The sequence below is a fragment of the Microcoleus sp. PH2017_24_DOB_U_A genome (genome assembly GCF_020738205.1).
Lineage (GTDB): Bacteria > Cyanobacteriota > Cyanobacteriia > Cyanobacteriales > Microcoleaceae > Microcoleus.
The window spans coordinates 33,755-46,224 of record NZ_JAEQCT010000037.1 but is presented as its reverse complement, the minus strand read 5'-3'; the positions used below and the strand labels follow the sequence as shown (position 1 = coordinate 46,224).

The following is a 12,470-nucleotide window of genomic DNA, read 5'->3' as shown; positions in this document are numbered from 1 at the left end:
AGTGGGAGTCGGCGCGGGTGTTGGTGTCGGCGCCGGAGTTGGTGTGGGAGTTGGAGTTGGCGCGGGTGTTGGTGTCGGCGCCGGAGTTGGTGTGGGAGTTGGAGTTGGCGCGGGCGTTGGTGTCGGCGCCGGAGTTGGTGTGGGAGTTGGAGTTGGCGCGGGTGTTGGTGTCGGCGCCGGAGTTGGTGTGGGAGTTGGAGTTGGCACGACTCCATTGGTGTATTCAAAAGAGCCGCTGTCAACGATCGCCCCTGGAATAGTATCGCCATCTTGAGGGCGAGTCACGCCGCGTTGATCCAAAGCCGGTGCGCCACTTGCAACCCCTTTATCAATTGCTGGACTTCCTAATAGCAGAGGCCTTACGAAAGCGCCGTTGATGTTTTGCAGGGGGCCGAGTTTGGGATCTGCGAGAGTCACACTTGCCGTAGCATTGACATCGCTGCCGTCATTGGGGTTTTTGGGCGGCCACTGAAAATTCCCTCCTTGATCGCTATATTGGGCGGTGACGTGTTGCTGAATTCCCCAAGGGTTTCCTCCGTTAGCCGCTGTATTGTTGGAAAGAACCGTGTTTTTGAGGGTGACATTATTGGCATCGGCGAAGATACCTCCACCAACCCAACCGGCACTATTATCGGCGATCGTCGTGTTGACAATAGTTGTGCGTGCACCAAGAGTCATGGCACCGCCCAGTTTGTTGAAATCACCAGCAGCAAACGCGGTGGAGTTGCCAGAAAACGTGCTGTTAGTAATCGTAGCAGGGGCATTTCGCATCCACAGGCCACCACCTTGATTGTTGGCTTTGTTGCCAGCAAAGCTAGTGTTGGTAATAGTCAATCCCTGGTTGGTGCTGTCGCTCAAAACCGTTACCGCACCACCGTTTCCAGGATTTCCACCGCCGGGACTGCCTGTTAGCGCCATAACTTCGTTATTTTGGAAGGTGGTGTTTTCCAAAATTACATTGTCTTGGCTGCCCGTGAACAGATAAGCTGCACCTCCTTCACCTCGACCTTTATTGTTCTGAAATACGCTATTGGTAATCTTGATTGTGCCGGAAGCTTCATTTAGACCGCTGGCTCTGTCTGTGTAAATAGCGCCACCGTTACCCCTTAAACCAGGATTACCTTGACCTGTTGCGTAAGAGGCTGCGCTGGTGTCGTTGCCGATGAATCGCGAATTGTCAATTGTTAACTTGCCCTGAAGGCTGTTAATTGCCCCACCGTTAATTCCCTTGTTGTTGGTGAAGTCGCTGTTGGTGACAGTAAAAGCTTTGGAGCTCAAAAAGCCGATCGCACCTGCACCGCGTTCGTCATTACCCGCCGTAGCGATGTTGCCAGTGAATTTACTGTTCGATACAGTCAGGGTATTGTTGAAATTGCCGAAAATTGCCCCACCACCTTTATCGGCAACGTTGTTATTAAACTGAACGTTGTCTACTGTGAGCCTTACTTCGTCCGTTGTGCCGATCGCCCCACCTGTCCCAGTCGTTTTACCGTTGGCAAGAGTGAGATTTTTGACCGCAAAATTCGTCGCAGTCACAACGTTTGCATTGACAAAAAAGGCACGGGATGAGTTGTTACCGCTGATGGTTAAACCCGCTGCACCGGCGCCGTCAATGGTGAGGTTTTTGCCAACGGGAATATCGATTTGACCGCTGGTAAGGGCGATGGTTTGACCAGCTAGACCAGGAGCGAAGGTAATTGTGTCCCCGGCAACAGCGGAGGCGATCGCAGCTCTCAAGGAACCTGCTCCGCTATCGCTATTACTCGTGACGACGATAGTAGCTAAATCACCTTGGTAATTTGCCATCACATCGGAGTTCAAGGCTAAGTCCGATTCAATTTGACCCTTAGAAAATTCTAAATTCCAGTCGCCGTCTTTACCAGTAATGTTGGTGGATGCGGCAACGTCAGCCCCCGTTAATTGGCTTAACTTGTCAACGAAATTAGCGCCTGTACCTGCTGCTACATCGCAGCCGTACAGCATGATGTCGGCTTCTGGAGCTAGTGAAGTCTGCCACTTTTCCAACTGGCTTTTGTATTGATCGATGTTATCTGAACCCAGAGCGGTATTACCGAGTTGCAGGCTGCCAGAACTGCCGTGAGAAATAATGTGTACCGAGTCGATCGCCCCGTTGGTAGAGGCGTAGTTTTCAATTTCAGACGTAATTTGTTGGATGCCATTTTTGGTGCTATCGAGGATTACTACCTGCTGCCCAGGTAGCACTCCCGCTGCAATTGACTCGTAATCTTCCACCCCGGAATCAATGAATACTAAGGAACGTGGGTGCAATTTCTCCAAAGAAGATTGTGAGTTGGTTTGAGCGAATGTAGAACTCATTTGTGATACTCCATTAAGGGCGTTATTGGTAGATACAGCCCAGGAGTGTTCTTATCAGTCTTATTTGAATTCATATTAACACCTATTTTGAAAATAGTGCAACATTTACTAATCAATTATTTAAATGTTTTATTTTCCGGATTGTACTTACTTCCGCTTGTAGTTACTCAATTTTTTGGTGAGGATTGTTGAAATATCTAACAAATATGTGGCGCATATTCAAAAAAATTCAGCTTTTTTGAAGCCGGACTTTTTCAGCATTATTGGCTGCAAATACCGATAATTATAGGCATTAAAAAATGGGTGCAACGGTAATTACTTACTGAGTAACCCCTCTAAATTAGATTTACTATTGTTGATTTTACTCAGATAATTTGCGTAGATAGACACGGTTTAGTCGTGTCCATACCTGTATTAGGTCAAATTTTAAAATGAATTATATAATACATTTTGAATAATTCAGCCAATTAAAACAAAGAATGCAACTTTAGGCGCGATCGAAATTACCAGAAAGAATTGGTTGAAAGCCGGAGTCCCGGGAGTAATTAAAAGAAGACTATTCATTACTCCAATCCTCGGACTTCCCGGTAGAGGTCGCCCTCAACCCAACGACCGGCTTTTCGGGCAAGCTGTCAACTGTCAACTGTCAACTGTCAACTGTCAACTGAAGAGCGACCTCAGTCATCCCCACTTTGAAAATCTAAAATTGTATGAGATAGGCTGCGTGGCTGGCTAGATTTTTGAGACACCAGAATACTGATACCAAGTAGGTTTGGTGGCATTTACTAAGCATCAAAACAGTCTGACATTAAGTGCCGATTAATCGATCGCACTTAAGTTGTTTGCGCGCGGGCACAGGAACTTTGCGGAGTTGGGCCGTCACTACACTACAAAGGCTATGAGAATTATTCAACGGGAGTTGATACGATCGATCGCAGATTCAGTCAGATCGCATCCTCGCGCCCCGTCAGGCGGTTAATGACAATTCCATTGTGGCCAATCACCGTGTTTTACGCTCCACAGCCTCAATTACATTACTCTCCTTAGCAAACAACCGATCGCGCGCGCGGCCGTTGCTGAGTGTGTCGCTATCTCGATCGGCATAACACGAACCCAGTCCGTTTTTGTCACTCAGGGAACTGTGCCATTTTAGCAATTGGCTGTCATCTGGTTCGAGGCAATCTGAACTGCCGCCAAAAATTGTGCAAACTTTGTCAATCTCTCTAATCAGGATAGAGGCATATTTTTGAAGTGCCGAGATAACTTGCTGGATCCCGTCAGACATAGACTTGACTAAAATTACTGCAAGCGTCGCGAAAATCCCAGAGACAAAATATCCGCCGTCAATGATGCTGGAGTCATTAAATGCAAAACTTCTGGATCCGGGATTTTGGTATTCCGAGGCGGGATTGGTTTCCGTCAAAGAAGTGAACATATTCCTTCCTCCAAAAGGGTGTTGGCTGGTAGATGTACCCTTGGAGTCAGAGCGTTGGAAACAGGCAGGAACTAGGTTGGTTTGGCTCGCGGCTATTGCACTCATCTATCAGTTTCGCCTATTTCTCTGGTGCTGCCATCCGCGATCGCACGGAATTTATATTTTCTGTATTTTCCCCAATTGGCGATCGGTCAGTAATTACCGATCTAATCGAGTATCCTGTAGGTGACCGCTTCAACAAAGAGTCCTCCAAACCCCCCGATTCCGATCGATCGACCCCATCTAACATCTCAAACCTCAAATGCTCGCTCGCAAGTTAGGTACGTAGTTGCGCTTCAGCGCTCTTTCAATATATAAGAGCGCCCAAGCGCAACTACATACCTTAATTACGTAGTTGCGCTTCAGCGCTCTTTCAATATATAAGAGCGCCCAAGCGCAACTACGTACCTTATGAAGTACCTTATATTTAATGTCAAAGTTGCCTCCGGCCCGACAACACCACCGTTCACGAGTCTGTAGTAGAGGGCGGTTTCTTCCCAGCATTCCGGATGTTAATAATCTTGTTGAGCGCCTCGAACCAAAAACCAGCTCCCATAGAAATCGCTACGCCACTCAACATCCAACCAAACAATTTTGCCATCAAAGCCGGCAACAATACATTCCCCTGGGCGTCTAGTTCTAACCTGTTCGGTTCGCTCCAGCCAAAAGGTAGAGCTACATTATCCAAAGCTCGATCGACCTGATTTTGAACTTTTGTGAGATTGGTTAAATTATCCAATTTTGTGTTAGCATTTTTTTCAACCAACTGCTTAGCGTACAAATTAACAGTCGATCGCAACATCGAATCCTTCGACAACCGATTAACAATATTAATGCTATCAGCGTTAGCAGCCAGGGCGATCGTAGTTCCGAGCAAAATCGCCACCCCTCTAGAATTCCGCTTGTAAACCCCCGAAGCACGCTCCATCGATCGATCGAACCAACCTTCAATTTCTTTCTGAAACCGCTGCAACTGCTCTTGAGTATCTCCACCGCCTGTTTCAGCGCGCTGCGCCAAAATATAAAGACTGCGTTTCAAAGATTCTGGCATACTGTCCAAGGTTTCTTGAATTTGTTTGTAAATCGGACTCTCCTCTTTCTCATCCATAATTTGTGCTACCGTATCCTGACTTTTCCTAACTTTCCTCACCGTATTTAACAAATTGCTCAAACTCGGTTGCAGTTGCGCCCGCAACGCTGCCCGCTCAAACTCGCTATCAAAACTCGCCTTAATAAAAGCCATCTGTCTCTGAAATTCTCTTCCTCCCTGCTCGGTTTCCGGCAGATAAACCTGAGAATCATTAATATAAAATCCCAATTTTTCCGACATTCGATCCAAACTGTTGTTCAAACTTCCCAAATCGTTTTTATAATCTTCAACAACTCGATTGAACTCCGCAGTCAGCCAGCCAAATTCTTGCTCAATAATTGGTTTAGTAGACTCCGGCAGATTCAGACCCTCTCCAATCACTTGAATTTGTGCCAACTGTAAATCTTTAAATCTTTCCAGTCTGCTTTTAGACAGCGATTCCACCAAAGGAGAAATTTTTAAAGTATCCAAAAGACTCGCAGCAAAACTATCGGCTGGAATATAAGACGGCCCTGTTGATTTATTGCCAAAAACATTCTTAGTACCAGTCATTCGGCGGTATAAATCTCCCATGCGGTGGGTAAACGAACGAAATCCCTGTGATAGAAGACCTTTCGCTCCTTGATTCAAATCCTTGATAATCGGATTGGCATAAATTGAATTTGCCAACAGTCCGACTCGCTGCAATTGCAGCGGATCTTTGGTGCCTTCGCTGCCTCCAGAAATCAGCACTTCGATCGACTTCTTTAAATGTTCCGCCCGCCACTGCAAAACAGTAGCAATCAGTTCCTGAATTTCGGAAGCTAGCAAGCTTAAAGTCAGGTAGATAAACACTAAGCCAATTATAATATCTATGATTACAGGTAAGTTCATGGTATTTCCCCGATCGCAAATAACTGCTGTATAAGTTTACCTTCTCTTTGGGACGCTAAAAACTCTCTTAAGTTATGTCAGAAATCTTTCGATTCCTAAGCCGCAAACCGAAAACTCGCTTCAATGACAGCTTGACAGACAAACTGTGGATGCTGGCTTTTCTGTTGGCTGCGGTGCTGATTTTCGCGCTGAATCTGGGCGGCGTGGCGTTGCGGGATTGGGATGAAGGGATTGCAGCCCAGGTAAGCCGCGAAATTTGGCGCGGTAATTTAAATTGGCTGTATCCGACGATCGGCTCTATGCCTTATTTAAACAAGCCGCCGCTGGTACACTGGCTGATCGGGCTGTGTTTTCGCGTCGGTGGTGTCAGCGAATTGACGGCGAGGTTGGTACCCGCCATGCTGACAGCTTCTTCAGTGCCGCTTCTTTACGCCATTGGGCGCGAGTTGTTTCCCAGAAGGTCGATCGCCATTTTTTCGGCTCTCGTTTATCTGACGCTGCTCCCGGTACTGCGGCACGGACGTTTGGCGATGTTAGACGGAGCAGTTTTGTGTTTTTTGCTGGCATCGATGTGGTGTTTGCTGCGATCGCGCCGCGACTTGCGCTACGCTTTGGGCGCGGGGATTGGCTTCGGACTCATTTGCTTGACTAAAGGCGTGATGTTGGGGCTGCTACTGTGCGCGATCGGCTTTGTTTTCCTGGTTTGGGATACCCCGCGACTGCTAACTTCTGGGTATCTTTGGGGCGGATTGGCGATCGGAACTTTGCCAGTAGCGGCTTGGTATTTTGCCCAATGGCTGCACTACGGCCAAGATTTCATCAACGCTAATTTATTTAACCAATCTTTCCGGCGCATTTGGGAACCCGTAGGCAATCACAAAGGCCCGCCCTGGTATTATCTGTTAGAAATTTTAGAATCAGCATGGCCGTGGCAGTTATTTTGGCTGCAAGGGCTGCGCTTGAGTTGGGAAAATCGCAATTTTCCCGGTGCAAAATTAGTATTAGTTTGGACGGGAGTATATCTGCTGGCTATTTCTGTGATGAATACCAAATTACCTTGGTATGTTTTGCCAGTTTATCCAGCTTTTGCTTTGGCAGTTGGTAGCTATCTCGCTGAAGTTTGGGAACAAATGTCAGTCCCGGAAGAATCCGCAAAAGATGAAACAGAAGAATATTTTAATGCTATATCTTTGTTGCCTCATCCGGCAATTTTGGTAGTAATAGCCGTAGTTGGTGTCGTCGGCTGCGCGTACTTCAGTGGCTGGATACGGCTGGGCGGACAAATTGTGTCCCCCCAGGGCGATTTGCAGTTAATGCTGATGTTTGTAGCTTTGACAATGGCGCAAGCCGCCGTATTGCTCCACCGCAAAGACCGACAGTTTCTGTTAGTTTTAATTTGGGGAACTTACGTTACGCTGTTAGTATTTGTCGCTTCCGATAACTGGGTTTGGGAACTCGCGGAGGATTATCCAGTGAAGCCGATCGCCGAAATTGTCCGCCAAGGAACCCCAGCCGGCCAGCAAGTCTTTACATCTCATAAATTACCTCGTCCGTCGCTGAATTTTTATAGCGAGAGACAAGTTATTGTCGCCGACAGCCCGACGCTACAACAGAAATGGCAAACTCTTCCTCAACCTTATTTTTTGTTAGAGAAACCTGTTTTAAAACATCTAGATTTGAAGAATGCTGAGGTTGTCAAAACAGCCGATGATTGGATTTTAGTAACTAAAAAATAAGCGATCGTGTTGCCAAAAGATACCGTAGGAGCGGGTTTCACCAACCATATGTACCATTAATTGATAGAATAAATAAACCCGCCCCGCCCGACAAATAACCTCGACCGACATCATTTTTATTTGATTTTCCACAATTATTGTAGGGGCGAGCTCACCAACCATCTGTGCCGCTAACAGACAAAAACAATAAACCAGCCCTGCCCAACAAATAACCTCGATCGACATCATTTTTCTGCGATTTAAATGCGCTAATTCCGCTCTCGGTTAATGAAGATTATTCGTCTGTTTAGGGCGGGTTTATAGAGATAGTCTGTCAATTTTAAATTTGGTTGGTGAACCCGCCCCTACAGGATTTTGGTGAACAGGAATCATTAACCCGCTTCGCCCGAAAAAAAATATCGATCGCCTTTTAGAGGAATGGAATGTTCATTTTTGAAAATATTTTAGAAGTAGTAGAGTTTCCAGAAAAATGTTATACTAAACAAAAGTATTAGTTAAATGATCTGCGATCGAACTATGCAACTTACCGAACAGCGATACTACTCGACCGAGGAATATCTAGCACTAGAGGAGGCTGCTGAGTGCAAAAGCGAATATATTGACGGTGAAATATTTCCTATAGCCGGTGGCTCTACAAATCACAATCGGATTGCTGGCAATTTCTACGCGGCGTTAAATTTTGCTTTCAAGACTGAAGATTATGAAGTTTTCATGAGTGATGTCCGCTTGTGGATGCCCAAGAGGCGCATCTATACCTATCCCGATGTGATGGTAGTATGTGGCAAGCCGGAATATTATAATAACCGCACGGATATGATTACTAATCCCAGAGTGATTATTGAGGTTTTGTCAGAGTCAACTAAAGGATACGATCGCGGCAAAAAGTTTGAGGGATACCGCACGATTCCCACGGTTGAGGAATATTTGTTGCTGGATCAAAATCGGAAATATATCGAACATTTTTCTAAGACGGATAATAAGCGATGGTCGTTTGCTGAGTACAATGAATCGGATGAGTCGATCGCGCTTGCTTCAGTATCCTTTGAAATTTCTGTGGCAGATATCTATAATAAGGTGAATTTTGAAGAGGTAGATGCAGAAATCGCACCGGAAATTGGAGAAGTTTGATTCGGTGAATTTGTGGCAGATTTATTGGCGGGCGATCGCACTTTTTGTCGTAAAGGGCGATCGCCGTAGCCCGTAGCCAACTTGTGTCATTATACGATGAGCCATAATAGACAAGACCGCAACTCTTGTAGTGCGATCGATTAACCAGCAACTATTGGAGTGTTTGATTTATGCTAATTGAGAAGATCGTTCAAGAATTACAAGACATCCCCGAAGACAAACTCGCAGAAATCTATGACTTGATTCACTCTTTTCGCCTCGGATTAGGACGAGAACAGCCACAGCCGCGCACCCCTGGTTTACTGACGGGAAAACTCGGTGATGCTTTTTTTGAACCGCTACCATTCGAGGAACTGGAACAATGGGAATAAGCTACCTCATTTCGCGCATACTTGACAAAATAAATCAGCTTAGTTAAGATAAAGTTTAGTTGAAATTGCCTATAACATATGCACATAATCAGCTACCGGCAGATGCGTGAATATAGCGAAAGTCATGCTGATTGTCTGGAAGCCCTGGATAACTGGTTTAAAATTGCTAGCAAAGCTAAATGGTCAAATTTAGTTGAAGTGCAATCTGTTTTCCCTAAAGCTGAAGCCGTGGGAGGTTTTACGGTTTTCAATATCAAAGGGAACAACTACCGATTGATAGTTAGTATCGATTATGAAAGCCAGTTAATTTATATCAAATACATTCTTACTCATGCTGAATATGATAAGGAAAAATGGAAAAATGACCCTTATTTTTAATCCAGATAAATACAAAGAGTTATTGTCTCAGTTTCAGCCCAAAATAATTAGAAATGAAGCTGAAAATGAAAAAGCTTTGGTGATGGTGGAAGAGTTGATGCACCGTCGCGATCGCACTCCTGAAGAAGATGAGTTATATGAATTGTTGATTGCATTGATTGAAAAATTTGAGCAAGAATACTACGCACCGGGAGCAACGGCTACACGTCGTTCACTGTTGTTGTTTTTGATGGAACAGCGATCGCTAAAACCTGCGGATTTAGTGGGAATTATTGGCTCTGAAGAAGGAGTATATCAATTGGTTAACGGTGAGGGATATTTCAGCAAAGAGCAGGCGTTGATTCTGGGTAGTTTGTTTCATGTAGAGCCGAGTTTATTTACTAACTAACACATAGGGCCCAGAAACCGGGTTTTTGCGAAAATACTTCGCCGCAGCCAACAGATTCGGTAAAAACCCGGTTTCTTTAGTCGTAGTGCGTATCGATCGCCCTATTATGAACTAGAGAGCGTGAAGCGAAGCTATCCCGAAGGGAATCGCCTGCGTTCGGCCAGTCGCTCATCGCTGTTAAGCTGTAGCAAATTGACAGTTGTGCGCCCTTCTGGAGTTAACCCAATAATCAGGGCATCATCATCCAATGTAAAGTGTTCGGGCCAGTTCTGCGTCCGGGGGTTGAAGAGGAAACTAAAAGCGCTAGTCTGGGGATCGAAAGAACCGAGATCTGTCCCTTTATATCGGTTGCACCGCCAGCAAGCCAAGGCGAGATTATCCGCATCAGTTGTACCTCCGTGCTTCACTGCAATTATGTGGTCAATTTCGTGAGGGAAGAAACTCAAAGAAATTCCCAGCAGACAATACTCGCAGCGGTAGGAAGCGCGTTCTTCAATATATCGGCGAAGGGTGGCAGAAATATAAGTCACAAATCAAGATTGGCGAGTGAGATAAGGTAGGTTGCCCATTTTGAGCATGATTACTAGATGTTCAATCCGCTCGTATTCATCTAGTTCTAGTTGTTCTGGGGAAGTCAGTTCACCGGCTTTGCTGCGTGTTACCAATATCCGCAGGCGTTCTTGCATCTCAGGAGTGGGGCGGAAGGCTGCGATTTCTTCTGCTGTGGGCGCGCTGGCAAGAAAGTTTAAAATATAGCGGTAGGTGCGGGAGGGCAATACTGGTTGCTCGACGCACAGGCGCAAGAGTTCTGGCAGTTGTTCGCCCAAGAGTGCGAGTTGCTCTGAGAGATCGTCGGGAACTTCAATGGTGATGGTTGTCACTGGTAAAACCCTCAAAGTGGAGGAGCTATTACTTATTCTAAGGCTTTTTGTCGAAAGGGCGATCGCACTTTTTGTCGTTAAGGGCGATCGCATTTTTTTGAACCACAGACGAGCGCTGGTTTTTGTCAAGATTGCAGAATGTATTGACTGATAATATTTTTGAGTTCTTGAGGAGCTTCTTTGGCAATCGCCGCTCCTAAATCGGGACGCACAACCCACCACCAAACCAGTTGTTCTAAACGATCGGCAGAATCTTCATTAGGACACCATTCGATCGTACTTTCATTGACACCAATAATGTTAGCACAAAGGTCATTAGCAATGCTAACGCGATCGTCTAGTTTTTCAAACTGTACGATATCTTGCCAGCTAATTTCATTGGGAATAGAATTGAGAATTGATTGGATATCTAGAGTCAGCATTAAACTGTTCCTCCGAAAGCTATAATAACTTTAATGCCAAAGTCTTGTTGTTCTGCAAAAGATTGAGTGCTGAGCCATCCTCTCACGGTTAGAGTGATCGTACCTGTGAGTTCAGGTTGGAGGGAGTTGTAGAAATTGGTAATTTCCTGATGAATTGACCCCGTACCGTGTTCTAACCGGACGAGATTGCCTGTATTGTGTATTGCTTGAGCCCCGAATCTCTGTAAATTTGATGTTGTTTGCCCAACTATATGATGCCACGCTAACCCCGATCCTGCCACCCCCATCGTTCTTTTAAATTCACCAAATGTTTGAAAGCCTTGTCCGGCTGTTATGGGTGAGATGACTGTCCTTGATGCTAGTTCTCTAGCTAGTCGTCTTGCTATTTCTCGTCGAGTTTCGTCCGTCATTTATATGAATTAGCTTTCACTGCTTTGATTTAACCCTATCATGGATTAAGGGCGATCGCGCTTTTTAGCAATCACAGATAAACGGAATGGATGCGGATAGATAAAAACGCAATTTATCTGTATTTATGACTTACGCATGGGGCCCAGAAACCGGGTTTTTGCGAAAATACTTCGCCGCAGCCAACAGATTCGGTAAAAACCCGGTTTCTTTGTCGGAGCACATCAGTCCTGCACTACTTATTCTAGGGATTTAGTGCGTTACTGACATCCGCGAATATTCCTTCTAATTCCTGACCATTCACTAGCTAAACTAGATTGAAAACTAGAAATTTTTCGACCCAACATTTGAGGATTTCTTTCATAGAAAATCAGGTCGGCTTTATAGTCACATATTTTTACTTTGTCGTTGGTATTTGAAGGTGTACCATAATTAGAAAAGTTGGCTAGTTCTTGAATAGACATCATACTATCATTCGTGCGAGCACCAATTACCCATGTAGGATAGGTAAAAACTCTGGCTCTCTGGCACTGCGAATTAAATTCACCATTTCTACCATTGGGGTAGCATTCAATGTATTGAACTTGGCTGAAGGAATCTCCGAACAATTGCGCCTGTCTTCGAGTGTAAGGACACCAAGAAGCGCCATACAGCTTAGCGCCTGCTTGTTTGAGATGATAGGCTAGAGATGCGGCGGTTTGTGCGGTGGCTGGTTTTACTAGACTGGTACAATCTATGCCAATTGCACTGATTAGGGCTAGTGTTGCTAATATTTTGAATTTCAGTTTAACCATCATTCAAGCTCTATGAGAGGGTTGGGATTTAAGGAAGGTGGTTGTGGGGTAGTCTTGGTATTGGGGATTGTTTCAAATGGCGATCGCACTTTTTGTCGTAAGGGCGATCGCGCTTTTGAACCGCAGATGCACGCTGATGGACGCGGATGGGGGAAAGGGCGATTAAGCTTTTGGAATGTCTAACAGGTGA

The 12,470-nt window shown here is 45.4% G+C and carries 15 protein-coding genes; 6 read left to right on the top strand and 9 right to left on the bottom strand.

The window, feature by feature from the left end; genetic code table 11:
• From JGK07_RS11090 to JGK07_RS11075, 4 genes are all read right to left on the bottom strand, one after another.
• Nucleotides 1-2,337, bottom strand: a 2,337-nt coding sequence (locus JGK07_RS11090) for a DUF4347 domain-containing protein (RefSeq protein ID WP_293290870.1), incomplete at its 3' end; no start/stop codon positions are given.
• A 1,000-nt stretch (nt 2,338-3,337) separates the two neighbouring features.
• Nucleotides 3,338-3,877: a hypothetical protein gene (locus JGK07_RS11085; protein ID WP_293190475.1), complete on the bottom strand. Its 540-nt coding sequence runs from the start codon at nt 3,875-3,877 to the stop codon at nt 3,338-3,340.
• 13 nt (nt 3,878-3,890) lie between these two features.
• Nucleotides 3,891-4,061, bottom strand: a complete 171-nt coding sequence (locus JGK07_RS11080; RefSeq protein WP_293179102.1) for a hypothetical protein — start codon at nt 4,059-4,061, stop codon at nt 3,891-3,893.
• A gap of 216 nt (nt 4,062-4,277) precedes the next feature.
• Complete coding sequence (locus JGK07_RS11075; protein ID WP_293224562.1) at nt 4,278-5,774, bottom strand: hypothetical protein; 1,497 nt, start codon at nt 5,772-5,774, stop codon at nt 4,278-4,280.
• A gap of 74 nt (nt 5,775-5,848) precedes the next feature.
• On the opposite strand from JGK07_RS11075, the gene JGK07_RS11070 reads away from it, so the two are divergent.
• The 5 genes from JGK07_RS11070 (at nt 5,849) to JGK07_RS11050 (ending at nt 9,775) form a co-directional block, all read left to right on the top strand.
• Entirely contained in the window at nt 5,849-7,510 is a 1,662-nt protein-coding gene (locus JGK07_RS11070) for a glycosyltransferase family 39 protein (RefSeq protein ID WP_293224560.1), read from the top strand.
• A gap of 516 nt (nt 7,511-8,026) precedes the next feature.
• Nucleotides 8,027-8,638 carry a Uma2 family endonuclease gene (locus tag JGK07_RS11065; protein WP_293179094.1) on the top strand — a complete coding sequence of 204 codons (612 nt, stop codon included), beginning with the start codon at nt 8,027-8,029 and terminating at the stop codon, nt 8,636-8,638.
• Between the two features lie 170 nt (nt 8,639-8,808).
• Nucleotides 8,809-9,009, top strand: a complete 201-nt coding sequence (locus JGK07_RS11060) for a hypothetical protein (protein ID WP_293224559.1) — start codon at nt 8,809-8,811, stop codon at nt 9,007-9,009.
• A gap of 102 nt (nt 9,010-9,111) precedes the next feature.
• Complete coding sequence (locus JGK07_RS11055) at nt 9,112-9,387, top strand: type II toxin-antitoxin system HigB family toxin (RefSeq protein WP_293203431.1); 276 nt, start codon at nt 9,112-9,114, stop codon at nt 9,385-9,387.
• On the top strand, nt 9,371-9,775 hold the full coding sequence (locus tag JGK07_RS11050; protein WP_293224557.1) for a transcriptional regulator: 405 nt from the start codon (nt 9,371-9,373) through the stop codon (nt 9,773-9,775). The genes JGK07_RS11055 and JGK07_RS11050 overlap by 17 nt, the downstream gene beginning before the upstream one ends.
• Before the next feature lie 131 nt (nt 9,776-9,906).
• Here the strand turns inward: JGK07_RS11050 and JGK07_RS11045 are convergent, their stop codons facing one another.
• The 5 genes from JGK07_RS11045 to JGK07_RS11025 form a co-directional block, all read right to left on the bottom strand.
• Nucleotides 9,907-10,305 (bottom strand): HNH endonuclease signature motif containing protein, encoded by a 399-nt coding sequence (locus JGK07_RS11045; protein WP_293179079.1) that lies wholly within the window; start codon nt 10,303-10,305, stop codon nt 9,907-9,909.
• 3 nt (nt 10,306-10,308) lie between these two features.
• Nucleotides 10,309-10,785: a hypothetical protein gene (locus JGK07_RS11040; RefSeq protein WP_293179076.1), complete on the bottom strand. Its 477-nt coding sequence runs from the start codon at nt 10,783-10,785 to the stop codon at nt 10,309-10,311.
• A complete protein-coding gene (locus JGK07_RS11035) occupies nt 10,782-11,078 on the bottom strand; it encodes a hypothetical protein (RefSeq protein ID WP_293179073.1) in 297 nt (98 codons plus the stop codon). The genes JGK07_RS11040 and JGK07_RS11035 overlap by 4 nt, the downstream gene beginning before the upstream one ends.
• Nucleotides 11,078-11,488, bottom strand: coding sequence for a hypothetical protein (locus JGK07_RS11030; RefSeq protein WP_293217303.1), 411 nt, complete (start codon nt 11,486-11,488; stop codon nt 11,078-11,080). The genes JGK07_RS11035 and JGK07_RS11030 overlap by 1 nt, the downstream gene beginning before the upstream one ends.
• Nucleotides 11,489-11,746: 258 nt before the next feature.
• Nucleotides 11,747-12,283, bottom strand: coding sequence for a hypothetical protein (locus JGK07_RS11025; RefSeq protein WP_293224555.1), 537 nt, complete (start codon nt 12,281-12,283; stop codon nt 11,747-11,749).
• A gap of 9 nt (nt 12,284-12,292) precedes the next feature.
• On the opposite strand from JGK07_RS11025, the gene JGK07_RS11020 reads away from it, so the two are divergent.
• Complete coding sequence (locus tag JGK07_RS11020) at nt 12,293-12,463, top strand: hypothetical protein (RefSeq protein ID WP_293224553.1); 171 nt, start codon at nt 12,293-12,295, stop codon at nt 12,461-12,463.
• Nucleotides 12,464-12,470 lie beyond the last annotated feature (7 nt).